General features: G+C 76.1%; 12 protein-coding genes. 5 read left to right on the top strand and 7 right to left on the bottom strand.

What is annotated here, in order from left to right; all coding sequences use genetic code 11:
* Nucleotides 1–461 precede the first annotated feature (461 nt).
* A complete protein-coding gene (gene eccCa / locus AC1050_RS09625; protein ID WP_482387123.1) occupies nucleotides 462–4,439 on the bottom strand; it encodes a type VII secretion protein EccCa in 3,978 nt (1,325 codons plus the stop codon).
* A 273-nt stretch (nucleotides 4,440–4,712) separates the two neighbouring features.
* Between eccCa and AC1050_RS09620 the strand changes: the two genes are divergently transcribed.
* Together AC1050_RS09620 and AC1050_RS09615 are read left to right on the top strand one after the other, a co-directional pair.
* Nucleotides 4,713–6,074, top strand: coding sequence for a hypothetical protein (locus AC1050_RS09620; RefSeq protein ID WP_482387122.1), 1,362 nt, complete (start codon nucleotides 4,713–4,715; stop codon nucleotides 6,072–6,074).
* Nucleotides 6,075–6,129: 55 nt separating this feature from the next.
* Nucleotides 6,130–7,476 (top strand): RDD family protein, encoded by a 1,347-nt coding sequence (locus tag AC1050_RS09615; RefSeq protein WP_482387121.1) that lies wholly within the window; start codon nucleotides 6,130–6,132, stop codon nucleotides 7,474–7,476.
* A gap of 13 nt (nucleotides 7,477–7,489) precedes the next feature.
* On the opposite strand, the gene AC1050_RS09610 is transcribed toward AC1050_RS09615, so the two are convergent.
* From AC1050_RS09610 to AC1050_RS09585, 6 genes are all read right to left on the bottom strand, one after another.
* The gene (locus tag AC1050_RS09610; protein ID WP_482387120.1) at nucleotides 7,490–8,782 is read right to left on the bottom strand and encodes a S8 family peptidase; all 1,293 of its coding nucleotides are present in this window, start codon (nucleotides 8,780–8,782) and stop codon (nucleotides 7,490–7,492) included.
* 172 nt (nucleotides 8,783–8,954) lie between these two features.
* Entirely contained in the window at nucleotides 8,955–10,457 is a 1,503-nt protein-coding gene (locus AC1050_RS09605) for a hypothetical protein (protein ID WP_482387119.1), read from the bottom strand.
* Nucleotides 10,450–11,781, bottom strand: a complete 1,332-nt coding sequence (locus tag AC1050_RS09600) for a S8 family peptidase (protein WP_482387118.1) — start codon at nucleotides 11,779–11,781, stop codon at nucleotides 10,450–10,452. The genes AC1050_RS09605 and AC1050_RS09600 overlap by 8 nt, the downstream gene beginning before the upstream one ends.
* Entirely contained in the window at nucleotides 11,781–12,116 is a 336-nt protein-coding gene (locus AC1050_RS09595) for a hypothetical protein (protein ID WP_482387117.1), read from the bottom strand. The genes AC1050_RS09600 and AC1050_RS09595 overlap by 1 nt, the downstream gene beginning before the upstream one ends.
* A 193-nt stretch (nucleotides 12,117–12,309) precedes the next feature.
* A complete protein-coding gene (locus AC1050_RS09590; protein WP_482387116.1) occupies nucleotides 12,310–12,594 on the bottom strand; it encodes a WXG100 family type VII secretion target in 285 nt (94 codons plus the stop codon).
* 18 nt (nucleotides 12,595–12,612) lie between these two features.
* Complete coding sequence (locus AC1050_RS09585) at nucleotides 12,613–12,924, bottom strand: WXG100 family type VII secretion target (RefSeq protein WP_482387115.1); 312 nt, start codon at nucleotides 12,922–12,924, stop codon at nucleotides 12,613–12,615.
* Between the two features lie 381 nt (nucleotides 12,925–13,305).
* On the opposite strand from AC1050_RS09585, the gene eccD reads away from it, so the two are divergent.
* Genes eccD through AC1050_RS09570 form a run of 3 tightly spaced genes read left to right on the top strand, consistent with a single transcriptional unit; the run spans nucleotide 13,306 to nucleotide 17,297 of the window.
* A complete protein-coding gene (eccD, locus tag AC1050_RS09580; RefSeq protein WP_482387114.1) occupies nucleotides 13,306–14,655 on the top strand; it encodes a type VII secretion integral membrane protein EccD in 1,350 nt (449 codons plus the stop codon).
* Between the two features lie 3 nt (nucleotides 14,656–14,658).
* Complete coding sequence (gene eccB / locus AC1050_RS09575) at nucleotides 14,659–16,050, top strand: type VII secretion protein EccB (RefSeq protein WP_482387113.1); 1,392 nt, start codon at nucleotides 14,659–14,661, stop codon at nucleotides 16,048–16,050.
* Complete coding sequence (locus AC1050_RS09570) at nucleotides 16,047–17,297, top strand: S8 family serine peptidase (protein WP_482387112.1); 1,251 nt, start codon at nucleotides 16,047–16,049, stop codon at nucleotides 17,295–17,297. The genes eccB and AC1050_RS09570 overlap by 4 nt, the downstream gene beginning before the upstream one ends.
* Nucleotides 17,298–17,300: the final 3 nt, after the last annotated feature.

Genomic DNA, 17,300 nt, shown 5'->3' with positions numbered 1-17,300 from the left:
CGCCCGACCCGCGCCCCTCGCGTACCCGCACCGTTCGCGCACGCACCCGCACCCGCACCCGCGGCCACTGGGCCCGCACATGCGTCCGCACACGCTCGCGCGTCCCGCGCGGAGTCCGTCGAGTGTCCACAAGCTCGGCCAGGATGCGGCTTTCGTCCGCTGGTTTCTGGACACTCGACGGGCGTCTGCTGGACGGGTCACCCCGGGCGGGTGAGGCCGGGGCGTCCCGCGGCACGCCACGATGACGGAGCCGGGATACCCGGTAGGCGCGCCGCCCCCGGGGCCGGGGGGACCGGGGCCGGCAGCGCCGCCCTAGCCCGACGCGTCACGGCGCGCCCGGGCGCCGCCTCGGCCCTGCAGCCACGTGGCCCGCGCTGCGCGGCCCGGCCACGTCGGCCACAGCGCCGGCGCGGCAGTCCCGCCTGTCGCCCCAATTGCCGCCGACGCGGCGGCCGCGCCCGTCAGAGGGTCGGCGGGGTCCAGGCGAGCTGGACGACCTGGCGGCCCTCGTCACGAGTGACCAGCTGCGCGCGACCCGGGACGCCCGGCGTGGGCTTGGCCCCGCCGATCAGCGCGCCCTCGTCCGGGCTGCCCGACAGCACGATGCCCGGCGCCGCGAGGTCGCGCAGCGCCTGCAGCACGGGCTCGTACATCGCGCGGCCGGCGCCGCCGGAGCGGCGGGCCAGCACCAGGTGCAGGCCCACGTCGCCGGCCTGCGCGAGCAGCGGGACCAGCGGCTGCAGCGGGTTGCCGGTCGTGGTGGACACCAGGTCGTAGTCGTCGACCAGCACGTACACCTCGGCGCCGGACCACCAGGACCGCGACCGCAGCTGCTCGGGCGTCACGTCCGGGCCGGGCAGGCGGCCGCGCAGGTAGTCCGCGAGCCCGGCGATCTCGCCGGTGGCCTGGTCCTGGGTGGTGAAGTAGCCGGCCAGGTACTCCTCGGGGATCTCGCCCAGCAGCGACCGCCGGAAGTCGACCGCGAAGATCTGCGCCTGCTGCGGGGTGTGCAGGCGCTGGATCTCGGCGGCGACGCCGCGGAGCAGCGCGGACTTGCCCGAGCCGCCGTCGCCGAAGGCGTACAGGTGCGGCTCCTCGGTGACGTCGACGCCGACGGGGGCCAGGTTCGACTCGTCGATGCCGAGCAGGAGCCGGCGGCCGTCGGCGCGGGCGTCGCCGCGGACCGCCTCGAGCGTGACCTCGTCGGGCAGCAGCCGCAGCTTGGGGCCGGTGGGGCCCTGCCAGGCGGCGTTCACGGCCTGCACGAGGTGCTGCACGCCGGCGCCGAGCGTGCCGGGCGACGGGTCGGCGTCCACGCGGGGGAGCGCCGTCAGCACGTGGTGCTTCGACACCGCGAGGCCGCGGCCGGGCCGGTCCTTGGGGACGTTCACGGCGACCTTGCGGTCGATCTCCGAGTCCATCGGGTCGCCGAGCCGCAGCTCGAGGCGGGTGCCGAACACGTCCTTCACCTGCGTGCGGAAGTCCATCCAGCGTGCGGCGGAGGCGACCAGGTGCACCCCGAACGTCAGGCCGCGGCCGGCCAGGGCCTGGATGCGCGCCTCGAGCTCGTCGAACTCGGCGCGGATCGTGGACCAGCCGTCCACCAGCAGGAAGACGTCCCCGTAGCCGTCGTCGGCGGTGCCCTGCGCGCGGCGGGTGCGGTAGGTCTCGATCGAGTCGATGCCGTTCGTGCGGAAGTACCGCTCGCGGTTGTCGATGATCGACTCGACCTCGGCCACCGTGCGCCGCACGACGTCGGGCTCTGCGCGGGAGGCGACGCCCGCGACGTGCGCGAGCGCGGCCAGCGGCGCGAACGTGCCGCCGCCGAAGTCGAGCACGTAGAACTGCACCTCGAGCGGGGTGTGCGTCAGGGCGAGCGCGGTGACCACCGAGCGCAGCACGGTGCTCTTGCCGGTGCGCGGGGCGCCGACGACGGACATGTGGCCCGCCGCGCCGCCGAGCTGCACGGTGAGGTTCTCGCGCCGCTGCTCCAGCGGCCGGTCGACCGTGCCGAGCGGGACGGTGAGGGTGCCGGCGGCGCGCCAGCCGGGGGACACCAGGCCCAGGCGCGGGTCGACGACCAGGTCGGGCATCAGCTCGTCGAGGGTGCGGGGCACGACCAGCGGCGGCAGCCACACCTGGTGCGCCGGCGGGCCCTGGCCCTTCATCCGCTGCACGGCGATGTCGAACGTCGCGCGGGTCTCCTCGGCGTCCGGGGCGACCACCTCGGTCGACGCGGGCTGCGCCTCGACGCCGCCGAGCACGGGCGCGGCGGTGAAGGACTCCAGGCGGGTCAGCCCGGCGCCGGTCGCCGCGCCGCCCTGGGCGCCGCGGCGCCGGGCCTTCGGCGGGCCGGACACGTAGGCCGCGCGGAACTGGATCATCGTCGTGGTGTCGGGCTTGAGGTAGCCCATGCCGGGCACCGGCGGCAGCGTGTACGCGTCCGGGACGCCGAGCACGGTGCGGGACTCGGCGGCGGAGAACGTGCGCAGACCGATCCGGTAGGACAGGTGCGACTCGAGCCCGCGCAGCCGGCCCTCCTCCAGGCGCTGGGAGGACAGCAGCAGGTGCATCTGCAGCGACCGGCCCAGGCGGCCGATGGTGACGAACAGGTCCACGAACTCCGGCTTCGCGGACAGCAGCTCGGAGAACTCGTCGCAGACGATCAGCAGCGCCGGCAGCGGCTCCAGGTCGGTCCGGCCGCCCTTGCGCGCCTTCTCGTAGTCGGCGACGTTCGCGAAGTTGCCCGCGGCGCGCAGCAGCTCCTGGCGGCGGACCATCTCGCCCTGCAGCGCGTCCTGCATGCGGTCGACGAGCGTCAGCTCCTCGCCGAGGTTGGTGATGATCGCGGAGACGTGCGGCATGTCGGCCATGCCGGCGAACGTCGCGCCACCCTTGAAGTCGACGAGGACGAAGTTCAGGTCCTCGGAGGAGTGCGTCATCGCCAGCGCGAGCACGAGCGTGCGCAGCACCTCGGACTTGCCGGAGCCGGTGGCGCCGATGATCAGGCCGTGCGGGCCCATGCCCTGCTGGGCGGACTCCTTGATGTCCAGCGCCACGGGCTGGCCCTGCGGGGTGACGCCGATCGGCACGCGCAGCCGGTCGCGCGCCAGGCGCGGGCGCCAGGCGACGCCCAGGTCGAGGTCGCGGACGTCGCCGACGCCCAGCAGGTCGACCAGCTCGGACGACACCTCGTCGTCGGACCGCTCCGGCCCGGACTCGACGTGCAGGGGCAGCAGGCGGCGGGCCGTGGCCTCGGCGTCGGCCACCGACATCTGGTCGCCGTCGACACGCACCGGGGCGTTGCCGAGCCGCAGCACGTCCACCGGGGCGCGCACGGCGTCCTCGGTCGCGACCGCGCTGCCGACGTTCAGCCGCAGCGTGGTCGGCTCGTCAAGCTCGTCCCAGCGGTCGGGCAGTTCGAGCACCGTCACGCCGAGCACGCCGTCGGTGGTGAGGATCGCGTTGCCGACCGGCACCTGCCCGCCGTCGACGACGACCAGCACGTGCGGCAGCGGGGCCTCGGCGGCGTAGCCGAACCGGGGACGGTCCGTCAGGTCCTCGGGCAGCAGCGACTCGACGTCGGCGAGCGCGGTGCCCATCATCCGGGCCGCGCCGACCGCGTCGCGGGAGCGGGTGGAGTGGGCGTGCGGCAGCCACTTGACCCAGTCCCACTCGGGCAGGGCGGCGTCGCTCGCGAGCACCGCGATCTGCAGGTCCTCCGGCGCGTGGAACGTGGCGAGCTGCGCGACGACCGCACGGGCCAGCGCGCGCGTCTCGGCCGCGGCGCCCGTGACCTCGATGCGGGCCACCGAGCGGACGTCGAACGCCAGCGGCACGCCCTGCTGCACCCGGTGCGTCACTAGGAACCGGTGCGCGGCCGACGCGGCGACGGGGTCCAGCTGCGCCAGCGGCGGCGTCTGCGGCGCCTCGAGGTCCAGGCACAGCGGCTGCGCTCCGACCCCGACGCGCGCGGTGAGGAAGTCGTCGTGCTGCGCGCGGCGCTCCCAGACGCGGGTGCGCTCCTCGGCGACGGCGGGCAGCGCGCGCGGGTCGGGCGACGACCACTCGGCGGCGCGGCGCTGGGCGCCCGCGGCCTGCCGCACGGAGGTCCGCAGGTCCGACAGGTAGGCGAGGTACTCGCGCCGGGCGCCGACGACCTGCGCCTGGTGCTGCGAGCGCTGCCGCCAGCCGTTCACGCCGACGAAGCCGAGCGACGCCAGCAGGAACATGCCCGCGGCGATGTACCCGCGCGGCCCGGGCTGGTTCATCGCGACGAACACGATGGAGCCCACGGAGCCGAGCATCGGGATGGCGTTGGCGAGCATCCCGCTGATGCCGTCGGACGGCTGGATCTCGGGCGGCGGCTGCAGGACGACCTGCCCGCTGGGGACGGCGGGCGGCTCCAGGCGCGTCCCCTGCTGCGGCGCGATCGACATCGGCGGCGCTCGGTCCCTCCTGCTGGGCGGGGGACCGCGCGCCCCCCGACGTGTCTAGGGCGTCAACCTACCTGGCGCCGGGCCGCTCGGGCCGCGCGCGTTCGGCCGGACGGGCGAAGGTCACGGGCGATGCGGTGACGTCCGGGCGCCGCGGTGGTCGCGGGCGGCCGCGGGCGCGTCCGACCGCATAGCATGGCGGGCGCCGCGCCCGGGGCAGGCGGGTCCTCCGCCGACGCCCGACCTCCGTGGCACCGGACTGAGCAGGAGGTGCGCGTGACGGTCCCCGGGCTCGCCGCGCCTGCCGCCCTGACCCGCGTCGCCGTGCACCTGGGCAGCCGCCGTCTGGACGTCGCGCTCGACGCCTCCCGCACGCTCGGCGAGCTGCTCGCCGCCGCCGGCGTCCCGCTGGTCCCGGGCCTGCTGGTCCTCGACTCCGGCGGCCGCGTCCTCGACCTGGCCGCGCCCGTCGCCGAGCAGGTGGTCGACGGCTCGCTCGTGCACGTCGTCGCCCCGGCACCGCGGCCCCGGGGTCGTGCGGCCCGCGCCCGCGCCGCCTGGGTGGCCCGCCGGCCGGACCCGCAGCCCGCGCTGCTCGGCGCCGCCGCGGCCGTCGCCGCGGTCCTCGCGGCCGTGCTGCTGCTCGACCCGGACCGGCGTGGCTGGCCCGCGGTCGCCGCGGCGCTCGTGCTCGGCGGCGGTGCGGCCGTGCTCGCCGTCTCCCGGGTCGCCGCGACGTCCGCCGCCACCCTGGCCGGCCCGGTGCTCGGGTTCGCCGCCGGTGTCGCGGCCGTCGACCCGGCGACCGCCGCCGACCGCCGGCTCGCGCTGGTCGCCGGTCTGATCACGGCCACCGGCGTCGCCGCCGTGCGGTTCGTCGCCACCCGCGCGCAGCACCGGGGCCAGGACCTGGCGACCGTGCTGCTGGTCGCGGTCGGCACCGTCGCCGTGCTCTGCCTCGCCGTCCTGCTCGCCGGGCTGCCCGGCGTCGTCGCGGCGGCCGTGCTGCTCGGGCTGGTGCCGGTCGCGCTGCGCGTCCTGCCCGTCTGGGCGCTGAGCGTGCCCGACGAGCAGCTGGTCGACCTCGCGCACGTCGCCCGCACCGCGCCCTCCGTCCGCGGGCCCCGGCCGCGCGGCCTCGGCCGGGTCAACGAGCGGCAGGTGGTCCGCACGGTCGGCTCCGCCGAGCGCCGCACCGACGCGGGCGTGCTGCTGATCTGCGCGGTGCCGCCCGCGCTGGTCCCGGTGCTGCTCGCGCCCGCCCTCGGCGACACGGTGCGCGGCTGGGGCGCCGTCGTCCTGGTGGCCGCGCTGGTCCTGGTGCTGACCCTGCAGCCGCGGACCGCGCGTGGTCCCGTCGCGCGCTGGGCGCCGCGCGTCGCCGCGTCGCTCGTGCTGGTCGAGCTCGCCGTCGTCACCGGCCCGACGCTGGGGCTCGACGCGGCGCTGATCGCCGTCGGCTGCGTGCTGCTGGCCCTGGTCGCCGCGGCCGTCAGCCTGGCGCTGGGCCGCGGGTGGAGCTCCGTCGTCGCCTCCCGGTTCGGTGACGCCTTCGAGGGCCTGGGCGTCGTGCTCGCCCTCCCGGCGGCGCTGGTCGCCGCCGACATGATCGAGACGCTGCGCCGGATGACCTCGTGACGGCGGTCCGGCAGCACCGCGGTGGCAGGATGACGCGCATGGCAGGGGGACCGACGTGGACCAGACGATGAGCGCCGCCGTACCGCTGGGCAGCGTCGCCGTCCACGAGTGCGGGAGCTGCCACCGGCCGCTGCGGCCCGACGCGCGGTTTTGCACCGCGTGCGGCACGCCCGTGCAGGGCGATGTCACCGTGCACGTCGTCGAGGGCGCCCAGGGCCGGGCGCGCGCCGACGCCCGGCCGCGCGAGCCCCGACCGTCCGTCCTGCACCCCGCGTTCGGCGACGCCGCCCCGGCCGGCGCCGGTCGACGGGTCGCCGCCTACGCGATCGACGCCGCCGCCGTCGGCGTCGTCGCCGGCGGGTTGTACGCGTGGACCGGGTCGCTGCTGCTGGTCGGGCTGACCGTGCTGGAGCTCGCGACCGGCCTGCTGGTCTGGGAGGCGCACACCGGCCGGACCGTGGGCAACTCCCTGCTCGGCCTGCGCACCGCGCGCGAGGAGACCCCGTACTCGGTCGGTCCCGCGCGCGCGTTCCTGCGGGGGCTGGTGCTCGCCGCCGGGCACGCCGCCGCCGGGCTCGGGCAGTGGCTCGTGGTCGCGTCGACGGCCTTCGACAAGTCCGGCCGGGCGCAGGCGTGGCACGACCGCGTCGGCCGCGCCGTGGTCGTCGACGTACGCGCGCACGAGCGGGCCGTCGAGGAGGCGCTGGACGCCGCCGACCAGGCCGTGCAGGCGGTCCAGCAGCCCGTGGCGCGGGCCGTGCCCGCCGTGCCTGCGGCGCCGCAGGGGGTCGTGCCGCACGCGGCGGTGCCCCCGCAGTCGACGCCGGCGCCGTCCGGGCCGACGGGCGTCGCCGTTCCCGGGGTGCCGGACGCGGTCGCGCCCACGGGTCGTCGTGCCGCCCGCGCCGTCGAGCAGGCATCACCCGTGCCGTCGCAGGCCGCGCCGTCCCAGCCCGCCTCGGGTCCGCAGGCGCCGACCGAGATCCGTCCCGTCGTCCCCGCCGCCGCGCAGCCCGAGCCGGCCGCGCCCAGCCGGGTGGCGCACCAGCAGCAGCCCGCACCGTTCCTCGTCACCCTGGACACCGGCGAGGTCATGACCGTCACCGGCCCGGGCCTGATCGGCCGGATGCCGCGCCCGGCGCCCGGCGAGCGCTGCGACCACGTCATCGTCGTCGACGACCCGGAGCGCTCGGTGTCCCGCACGCACGCGCGGTTCGGGATGGACGGCGGCACGTTCTGGGTCTCCGACGCGGGGTCGGGGAACGGCACGACCCTCCGGCTGCCGGGTGGCCGTGTCATCCCCGTGCCGGCCGACCAGCGGGTGCTGGTGCCGTCGGGGTCGACGATCCAGGTGGGGGACCGCGGGGTGCGGATCGACGCGCCGGGGGCGGCGCGGGGCTGACGGTCGGGCGGCGTCAGCCCTCGTCGTCGCCGGCGTCGCGAGCCGCAGTCGTCAGGTGCTGCGTGCCGCCGTGACGCCGGGTGCGGATGACGGCGAGGACGGTCCCCACGACGGCCAGCAGGGCGACGCCCCCGAGGACGACGGGCGGCGCGGAGCCGTCGGACTCCGTCTCCGTCGGGACCGCCGCGTCCGGTGCTACGGCCTCCGCCTCGACGGTCGGCGTCGGGGTGGCCTCGGGCTCCGGCATGCCCAGAGCCTCGCGCACCCGGCTGATGGGCGGGACGGCGTTCGGGCCGTCCTTGATGAACGGGTTGACGTCCGGGTAGCCGCGCGGGTCGCTGTCGAGCATCTGCCGGACGTTGACCGCGCCGTAGCCCCAGGCGCCGTCGACGATCGCCGGTTCGTGCTCGGTGCCGCCGGCGTTCCGGATCAGGGACTGCAGCATCTGGTTCGGGGTGGCGTCCGGGTAGAGGGACCACGCGAGTGCCAGGGCCGCGGACGTGAACGCGGCGGCGTTCGAGGATCCCGTGGACGTGCCGTAGCGCTGCCAGTCACCCGCGATGCCCCGGATGTCCCCTCCCGGGGCGACGACCGCGACACCGCTGGTCGGGCTGCCCTCCGCGAGCTGGACGTCCGGCCCGAGGGTGCCGACGGCAACCGCTCCGCTGAACGCGGCCGGGTAGCCGGTGGTGGCGCCGCCCTCGTTGCCAGCGGCCCCGACCACGATCGTCCCGGCACGGAGCGCGGCGACCATCTCCTCGCCGCTCAGATCCATGGTCCCCGAGACGTTGATGATGTCGGCGCCGCTCGCGATCGCGTCGAGGAAGGCGCGACTGGTGTCGGAGTAGGTGCACGGCTCCAGGTCACCCGCGGCGTCGAGCGCGAAGACCTCGACCTCGGCACCCGGCGCGATGCCCTTCGTGCCGGGCTCGCCGTTGACGCCGGCTCCGGTCCCGATCAGCATGCTCGTCATCTGCGTCGCGTGCCGGGCGTAGTCCCCAGTTGCGGCGGCAGCACCGGGCTGACCGTCCGCGCCCACGCAGTACGTGGGCTCACGCACGGCGACACTGGTCCCGGCGAGATCCGGCGCGCCGGGGTTCACCGGGCCGTCGATGACGGCGATCTTGATCCCGGCCCCGGTGGCGCGCTGGTGCAGCTGCTCCATCCCGGTCGCCGAGTAGTACCAGAGCCCACCGTCCGACCCGTCGCTGGTAGTCGCGCTCGCAGCGGTCGGCGCGAGCAGCGAGATCGAGACGGCAACGGCCGCGACCGTCGCGCGCACGGAGCGCCGCTGTCGGCGGCTCATGCGAGGCCCCGGTGTGGAGCAGCGGGGTGGCTCGGGCGGGTGCGGGACATCAGACTCCTCGTTCGTCGTGGGAGTGACATGCGTGTGCGGTCGTGCCCGGGTGGACACGACCGCACACTCGTCATTTCAGCGACGCCCGCGGACGCCCCTGGTGCCGGCTAGCGGATCGCCGTCACCACTCGTCGTCCGCCTGCTCGGCCCGCGCCACCACGGGGGCTGCCAAGGAGTCGCGCCCGCCGGCTCCGGCGCCCGTGCCCAGAGCAGGACGCGGCGCGCCGTCCTCGACCTCGATGTCGGGCGCGAGCAGGCCGGAGGACCCGCGGCGCTTGGACTGGTTCGCCCCGCCCGCACCGCCGGCGCCGCCGCCCATCGGGCCGCCCATCATGCCGCCGGCGCGCTGGCCCGAGGCCGCCGCGCCCGCTGCGCCGGTCTGCGACCCCTGGCCGAGGGCGGAGCCGGAGCTGGAGCCGGACAGCGCCGATCCGGCGCCCGAGCTCGCTCCCGTGGAGCCGAGCGACGCACCGCCGACACCACCGGCGCCGCCGACGCTGCCGTAGGCACCGGCACCGCCGAAACCGCCGGCCACGCCTGTCCCGGCACCACCGGCACCGCCGCTCACGCCGCCTGCGGCGAGCCGGTTCAGCCCGGCGCCGCCCAGCGCCGCACCGCCCACGGTGAGGCCGCCGGCCAGGCCGCCGGCGCCGAGGCCCAGGCCACCCGCGCCGGAACCCGAGCCGCCGGACCCGGCGAATCCGCCCCCGTAGGAGCCGCCGCCGGAGCCGGAACCGCCCGGGACCGTGCCGCCCACGAGGCCGTCGGACGAGCTGCCGTCACCGGTGCCCGGGACGTGCCCGCCGCCGATGCCGGAGCCGCCACCGGAGCCGGTTCCCGGCCAGCCGGGGGACACCTGGCCACCGGTGGAGCCGGTTCCGGAACCACCGCCCACCGTGCCACCGATGGTTCCGGTCCCGCTAGGGTCCGTCGGCTGCCACGACGTGCCGGCCGAGCCCGGCGTCGTCACCGGCAGCGAACCGACCGTTGCGCCGCCGCTGTCACGAGCGCCGGCCGACGGCTGCCAGGTGGTCGACACCGACCGGCTGCCGCTGCTCCCAGCAGGAGTGGACGGCTCGCTCACACCGGCCGTCGGGTCGTCCACACCGGAGTTGCGGCGGTCGACCGCGTCGAAAGAGATGTCCGCCATGGCTTGGTCCAGCTCTGCCAGCGCGGCGCGGGCCTTGTTCTCCCGTTCCCGCTCGCGCTGCTGCGAGAGGATCTCTCCGGCAACCACACCGGTGACGGTTCCGGCCGGCGTCGGGAACATGGCCGTGCTGCCCAGCGCGAAGCGGGCGCGCTCGGCGAAGGTCAGCTCACCGCTCGGGAGCGCGTTGAAGGCTTGTTGGGCTGCTTCGATCGCAGCGGCAGCACGGTCGCCGCCCTGGGCGACGCCGACGATCGCGTCGGAGATTCGCGCCACCTCGCGGGACAGGGCGAGGAAGCGATCAGCCGCGGCGTCCGCGCTCACACCGTTGAGGCCGGTCTCCGCCCCGATGGTCCGGATCGAGTCGAGCGTGAGCTCGACGTCGTCCTTGTACCCGGTGAGGTCGGCTCCTGCGTCGTAGACCGCGCTCGGGTTGGCGTCGAGGGTCTCTCCGAGCCGGTCGGCGTTGTCACCCATGGTGTCCCCCTGAGTAGGTCGGCGGCGTCTGCGTGTCGTGGCTGAGCGGATCCAGGGTCGTGTCGCGTCGTCGACGCGCGAGCACGACGGCTGTGGCGATGCCAGCGAGGGCGATCAGGGCGACGGCTCCGCCCGCGATCGCCAGCGTCGGGACCTGGTCTTCGCCTGCGGTCTCGTCCGCGGGTGCCCCGTCGGGACCCTCCGGCACCTGGCCAGCGGCGTCGTCCGCGGTCGCGGAGTCCTGCGGGCTGTCGTCCGCTACGACATCGCTGGCCAGCGGCTCGAGACCCGGATCCCCGGACAGGAACGGGTTCTCGTCCGGGTAAGTGGTGGGGTCGACGCTCACCAGGGTGCGAGCGTTGACCAGGCCGTACCCCCAGTCGTCATCGTGAACCGGAGTGTCCTTGACCGTCCCCCCGGCGGTGCGGGCCAGAGCCTGGAGGATCTGGTTGGCGGTCGCGTCCGGGTGGGCCGACCAGGCGAGGGCGAGCGCGCCCGCCGTGTAGGCGGCGGAGTTCGACGACCCCGTCGAGGTGCCGTAGTAGTCCCAGGTGCCTGCCATGGCGCGGGTCTTGGCCCCGGGCGCGACGACTCCCAGACGCTCTCCGGAAGGGCTGCCCAGGTCGAGCTCAGCGGCCGAGGTGACGGTGCCGGTCGAGACCACGCCGTTGTACGTGGCGGGCTTTCCGGTGACGATCCCGGTGTCGTTGCCGGCAGACCCGATCACGATCACCCCGGCACGCTGGGCCTCGGCAACGACCTCGGCAGTCATACGACGAGCGCCGGGTACGACGATGATGTCGACGCCGTCGGCGATCGCGTCCCGGACGACCTGGTCGCTCGTCGCATCTGCGCTCGGCGGCTTCGGCTGACCGGCTGGAGGCTCGCACGGGTCGTCGTCCTCCCGCGCGACCACGTAGACACGCAGGCTCGCGCCCGGTGCCACCCCCGGGATCCCGGGCTGGCCGTTCAAGCCCGCGTCGGTCCCGACCAGCATGGTGGCCATGGACGTGGCGTGCTCCGCGTCGGGCTCGGTCGTGACCGCCGGATAGGCCTCGCCGCCTTCGACCGCGGCGCAGTAGGAGGGCTCGCGGACCTGGACGTCGGCACCGGCGAGGTCGGGCACGGCGGTGTTGATCCGGCCGTCGACCAGCCCGATCGTGATGCCGGTGCCGGTGGTCTGCTGGTGCACCTCCGCGAGTCGCGGGATGTCGTAGTACCAGCGACCGTCGCCGGTGTCGGTCGCGGCGACGGCGGCTGACGGCGCGACGAGTGCACTGAGAGCCAGCGCGATGCCGACGGTGCGGAGCCCCGCTCGTCGCATCACATCGCCTGCTGCATGAAGCCCGGTGCTGCGTAACGTACCGGCGCCGGCTCGAGGCGCTGCTGGAGCTGTCGCATCAGCTCGTCGACCGCGGCGTCCTGCTGGTCGAGCGACATGGCGCTGTCGCTGAGGGCCTGCCGGCACGCGTCGATCGTGTCGCGGATCGCGTCCAGCTGCTCCTCGATGGCGCGGAGGCTCTCCTTGTACTGGTCCGCGACTCCCTGCACGCTCGGGATCCCCGTGGGCCACACGGCCGAGGTCTGGCGGTACCGGACGGACTGGATCTGCCCCTTGAGCGTGTCGGTGGTGTCGTACAGCGACACCAGCTTGCTCAACCGATCACGAAGAATCTCGGCCTGGTAACCCGAGTCCGCTGCCACGTCCGTCCTCCGCAAGTCATCCTGTACGTCGCCCCCTGCGACGCGATGGCCGCGCGGTCGCACCCTGCCGTCGTGCACGGCGGGCGCGACCGCGCGGGTCGTGCTCAGTGCCCGCGCCGCCCGTGTCGGGCGGCGCGCGGCGGGTGGTTCACCAGCGAGCGGCGTTGTTCCGCTCGGTGGACTGGTACTCGTCGCCCGAGGTGGACACCGCGCGGCCGACGTCGGCGAGCAGCGCCTTCATGTCGGTCAGCGCGGCCTCCCACTTGGCCTTCGCGGCGGTGTAGGCCGTGGAGGCCTCACCGGACCAGTTGGCGCGCAGCGGCTGCAGCGAGCGGTCCAGGTCGTTGAGGCGCGACTCGATGTTGCTCGCGCTGGACTGGATGTCGGCGGCGGCGGTCGACAGACCCCCGAAGTTGACCTTGAGGTCGCTCATCGTCTGATCCTCTCCCGATCAGCCCAGCCGGCCCTGGAGGCGGCTGAAGGAGGACTGCTGGGCCTCGTCCGACGCGGTGTACGTCGACTGCGAGGTGAGCAGGTTGGACTCGAACTCGTTGAGCGCGGACACGATCTTGTTCGCGTCCTCGCGCCACCGGGCCATGAGGGCGTTGAACGCCACGGCACCCTGGCCCTGCCAGTGCGACCCGATCCCGGACAGCTTGCCCTCGAGAGCGCCCAGCTCGCGCTGCAGCTCCCCACGACTCTGAGCCACCGCGTCGGCGCCCTGCTTGAGAGCGCCGTCTGCTGCGGAAACCTCTGCTGCCATGTCACCTCCCCCTACACGGCCCCGTGGGCCTGCTTGGCCTGCGCCCCGTCGGCGCCGCCTGTGCCCGACCTCACGTGAGCCCGGAACCGCTAGGAGGCTAACTCACAGGTCCGGCGAGCGTCAGGTGAGGTCACCCACCCTGTGGACGACCACGCTGACTGGTGTCACGGTTCACCCGTTCAGCCCATGTCGAACTGGATGATTCGTCAACTATTGCCCCATTTGCCCTGCCGGGTGGCGGACCGGGAGGGGGACGGGCGGCGCGGATCTCACCCGCCGCCACCACCCGGTCGGCCGCGCGGGGGTGGTCGCGTCGCGGCCGCACCGTCGCCCCGTCGCTATGCTGACCGCCGACCTGCCCAGGGAACACAGGGGACCCCCATGACAGACGCACCCACCACCACGCCGTCCGTCGGGACGCTCGTGCGGGTGTCGGTGACCGCGGGGGAGCGCCGCCTGGACCTCGGCGTCCCGGGAGCCGTGCCGATGGCCGAGGTCGTGCCCGGCCTGGCCCGCGCGCTCGGGCTGCTCGACGCGAGCACCGCGCACGGCGGCTACCGCCTGGTGCGCGCGGACGGCACGGCGATCGACTCCGCCCGCAGCCTGCTGGCCGAGGGCGTCGAGGACGGTGCCGTGCTGACGCTGGAGTCGGGCGCCCGCAAGGAGCAGGAGCGGATCTACGACGACGTCGTGGAGGCCGTGGCCGACGCGGTGGAGAACCAGTACGCGCCGTGGACGCCGCGCGACTCGGCGCTGAGCGCGGCCTGGGCCGCCGGCGCGCTGCTGCTGGCGGGCGCCGCGCTGCTGCTCGGCTCGGACCAGGCCTCGCTCGTCCCGCCGGTGGTCGCCGCCCTGGCGTCGGTGCTGGCCCTGGTGGCCGGCGCGGTCGTCGCGCGCGTGGGCACGGAGCCGGCGGCCGGGCGGGTGCTCGTGCTGGTCGCGCCGGTGCTGGCGGGCGTCGCGGGTCTGACGGCCACGACCGCGCCGCCGTCCTGGGGCTGGCCCGCCGCGCTGGCCGGGACCGGGGTGCTGGTGGCCGGGCTGCTCGGCATGCCGGCACTGGTCGACCGGCGCGAGCTGAGCGCGGCACCGCTCGCGGGCGGCCTCGCGGTCGCCGTCGCGGGCACCACGATCGCGCTGACCGACGCCCGTCCCGGCGAGGTGCTCGCCGTGGTGGTCGCCGTCGTGACCACGGCCAGCATCGGCGTGCCGTGGCTGGCGCTGTCCAGCACGCCGCTGCGCGTGGTGTCCCCGCGCAACGACGCGGAGATCCTCGCGGACCCCCCGGCCGTGCAGTCCGCGCGGGTGCGGGCGCAGCTGGCTGCGGGTCACCGCGTCCAGGTGTCGCTGCGGGTCGCGATCGGCGCCCTGGCGCTGCTCGCGGCGCCCGCCGTGGTCGCCACCGGCGTCGCCGGCACGCTGCTGCTGGTGCTGGCCTCCGCCGGGCTGCTGCTGGCCACGCGGCAGACGTACTCGCGCCTGGACGTGCTGCTCACCGTCGGCATCTCGGTGCTGGTCCTGGTGGTCGTGGCCGTCGTCGCGGCGGCGCAGCACCCCGGCTGGCGACCCGCGCTGGTGGTGCTCGCCGGCGCGGCGGCCGCCGTGGTGGTCGGGCTCGGCCTCGTCGCCCCGCGCCGCCGCGTGGGGCTGGCGCGGCTGGGCGACTTCCTGGAGATCGCGTGCCTGGCGCTGCTGCTGCCGCTGGGCGTGACCGCGGCGGGCCTGGTCTGACCCGTGGCGTCCAAGCGTGACCTCGTCGAGGCGCAGTCCTACAGCCGCCGGCGCCTGCTGACCGCCTTCACCAGCGGCGCGCCGGGCGGGCGCGAGCTCGAGCCCACCAAGCCGCTGCGCGGCGTCGTGGCCGGCGTCTCCCTGAGCGTGCTACTGGTGCTCGGCAGCCTGGGCCTCGGTCTGCTCAGCCCGTCGCTGCCGGACGGCTGGGACGACCAGTCGCTGGTGATCGTCGAGGGCGACGGCAGCCGGTACGTCGGCATCCAGGGCACCCTGCACCCGGTGCTCAACGTGACCAGCGCCCGCCTGGTGCTCGACTCGGGCGCGTTCCACGTGGTCGACGTCAGCGAGGACGACATCACCGACGCCCCGCGCGGCGCGACGCTCGGCATCCCCGGCGCGCCGGACGAGCTGCCGCTCGCGAGCCGGCTCACGGCGACCGGCTGGCTCGCCTGCGTGACGCCCGACGGCGGGACGTCCCTGACCATCGACCCGGACGCCGCCGCCCCGGTGGTGGACCCGGACGCCGGTGCGCTCGTCGAGGTCGCCGGGACGCAGTACCTGGTGGCGGACGGCACCCGGCACCGGATCCCGACCGAGGACGAGGCCGCCGTGCTGCGCGCTCTCGGCCTGGACACCACCACGCCCGTCGCCGCCGGCGCGGATTGGCTGAACCTGGTGCCCGCGGGCTCCGACCTCGCGCCGCTGACGGTGGCGGGAGCCGGGTCCTCGGCGCTGCCCGAGGGCGGGCTGCCGATCGACACGCGCGTCGGCACGGTGGTCGAGGTGTCCGGCGTCGGCGACGGCGTCCGCCGGTACGTCGTGGACGCGCAGGGCGAGCTCGCCCCGCTGAGCGAGCTGGCGTACCCGCTGTACCTGCTCGGTGCGGGCGACCTGGCGGCGCGGCCGCTCGCCGTGACCTCGGCCGAGATCGCCGACGTCCGCACCTCCGGCACGCCGGTGGCGCCGGCCGACCTGCCCGAGACCGTCCCGGCGCTGCCCGGTGCGGGCGTCTCCGCCTGCCTGACGCTGAGCACCGGCGACTCCGAGCGCGCCGACCTGGTGCTGCGCGAGGGACCGGCCGCCGAGCCCGGCGTGCGGGTCGCCCCGGGTTCCGGCGCGCTGGTGCGGGCGCAGTCCGCCGACGGCGCAGCCGCGACCGTCCGGCTGGTCGACGGCTCCGGGCGCGCCTACCCCGTCCCGGACGCGAGCGACGAGGTGCTGGCCCGCCTCGGCTACGCGCCCGACGACGTGACGCGGGTGCCGCCGGCCTGGGCCGAGCTGCTGCCGACCGGTCCGACGCTGACGGTCGAGGCCGCCGCGACCGAGGTGTCCGGCGGCACCGCCGCGGCGACCCCGGGCGCCGGCACGACCGAGCCCACCGCAGCGCCGTGACCCTCCCGCGCCCGGTCCGCCGGCTCGTGCTGGCGGGCGTCCTCGCCGCGGTCGTCGTGCCCGGCACCGCCCTCGGCGCGACGGCCCTGCCCGCGGTGCCCACCGCGACCGCGGGCGGCGCGTGCACGCAGGAGAAGGTCCAGTACATCGACCAGACGCCCCCCGCGCTGCCCCGGCTGGCGGCGGACCGCGCCTGGGCCGCCGCGACCGGCCGCGGGGTCACGGTCGCGGTCGTCGACTCCGGCGTGGACACCGGCAACGCGCACCTGACGGATGCGGTCGTCCCCGGTGTCGACCTGGTCGGCGTCGCGGGCGAGCCGACGGGCCGGACCGACATCGCCGGGCACGGCACCGCGGTGGCCGGTCAGATCGCCGCCCGCCCGCACCCCGGCTCCGGCCTGGTGGGTCTGGCGCCCGACGCGACGATCCTGCCGGTGCGCGTGTACTACTCCGACGACGACCAGGGCCGCGAGCAGGGCGTCGCCCCCGACGCGGGCCGGATGGCCGCCGGCATCGACGCGGCGGTGGCCGGCGGGGCCCGGGTCATCAACGTGTCCATGAGCACGCCGAACGACACGCCCGCGCTCGAGGAGGCCGTGCGCCGTGCGGTCGCCGCCGGCTCGCTGGTGGTCGCGAGCGCCGGGAACCGGTCGACCAGCAGCGAGGAGACCGACGGCCCGCGCTACCCGGCCGCGTACGACGGGGTGCTCGCGGTCACGGCCGTCGACGTGGACGACCGGCCGTCCGGCGACGCGATCCACGGACCGCACGTCGACGTGGCCGCGCCGGGCACGAACGTGCTCACGGCGTACCACGCGGCCGGCGACTGCATGCTGTCCGGCGAGGGCACCTCGACCAGCTTCGCGACCGCCTACGTGAGCGCCGCGGCCGCGCTGCTCGCGGAGCGGTACCCCGAGGAGTCGCCCGCGCAGTGGGCGCACCGGCTCGAGGTCACCGCCGCCCGCGCGCAGCCCGCCGCGCGCGACGACCTGGTCGGGTGGGGCGTGGTGCGCCCGGACGAGGCGTTGGCGTTCGTCGACGACGGCACGGCGCTCGGGCCCCCGAGCCCGGTGCACGAGGTCGCCGCCGGCGAGGTCGCGGAGGCGCGGGTCGTCGACGTCTCGCCTCGTGAGGACCCCCTGGCCGAGGCGCGCGCGACCGCGGTCTGGTGGGGGATCGGCGGTGTCGGGGTGCTCGCGCTGGCGGCACTCGTCGCCCGGGTCGCCGAGCGGCGCCGGCGCGGCTGAGCC

It is taken from the genome of Cellulomonas sp. NEAU-ZC6, from assembly GCF_056844425.1.
Note: the sequence above shows the minus strand (reverse complement) of the source record. Positions and strands in the feature narration are given on the sequence as shown.